Annotated in this window: 1 pseudogene (only partly in view); it reads right to left on the reverse strand. The window is 37.6% G+C overall.

Features of this window, described 5'->3' with window-relative positions:
- Positions 1–379: 379 nt before the first annotated feature.
- A pseudogene (locus L647_RS01000000123935) lies at positions 380–981 on the reverse strand (zinc-binding dehydrogenase); it runs 429 nt beyond the window's last position.

Consider the following 981-nt stretch of genomic DNA (forward strand, 5'->3'; position numbering starts at 1 on the left):
AAGCCATACATCGCCTGCGTCTAACGCTTCTTGTTCAGTGATAGATATACTTGGTAATACTTTTTTTAATTTTGTACGTAAACTCATGATTGAACTCATCCGACCAGCTAAATAATAACTACATTACGTCATAAAAAATCGTTTAGATCAATTACTCTATTCAATTAATTAACAGTTTTTTTCAATTTATTTTCTTTACCTGAACGTAAACTGTTGAAACGCAAAGGCTTACAGCTGTACGCTGAAAATAACTATTTTTATCAAAATGATGAATAAAACAGCTAATAAATAGAAATACGATTTGGTGGGATGCAAAATACATAAAATAGGCATAAAAAAACGCAGCATAAAATGCTGCGTTTTTTAAAGTGACGTATGCTTATGGTGCTACATGAACAACTTGTTTACCCGTAAAACCACCCGCTAATTGTTTATTAAGCGCATCAGATACCGCTTGTGCATTAAACTCAACAGCGGTGAGTTCAGGTGTTTTAATATCGCCATTACATGCGCTTTCTAGTAACAAATTACCCATAAAACTTAAACGTTGCTGTGCACATAAGCTATTAGCAAGCCATGCACCACCAAGCGATACCACACTAATGTTAGGCGCTCTGCGGTACATTAAGTCTTGATCAAAGCATGGTAGAGGGTTTAGGCACGCAATTTTACCGCAAAAACGCATTAGCTCAATATTTCTAGCCGTTGAGTCACCACCAATGGTGTCTATAACTGCGTCAAAGCCTTGTGGACCAAGTTCTCTGCGAATTTTTTCACACAACTTTTTATCGTTGTAATCAAAAACCATGTCTGCGCCTAGCTGCTTAACCAGTTTATGGTTTCGCTTTGATGCAGTTGCAAATACATCTGCTCCACGTTGCTTAGCATACTGAATAGCAAACTGCCCTACAGCGCCCGAACCACCTTCAATAAGTACGGTATCGCCTTCGCTAATACTAAGTTTATCTAAACTTATAAGCG

Source organism: Pseudoalteromonas sp. TB64 (assembly GCF_000498095.1).
In the GTDB taxonomy this organism is placed as follows: Bacteria; Pseudomonadota; Gammaproteobacteria; order Enterobacterales; family Alteromonadaceae; genus Pseudoalteromonas.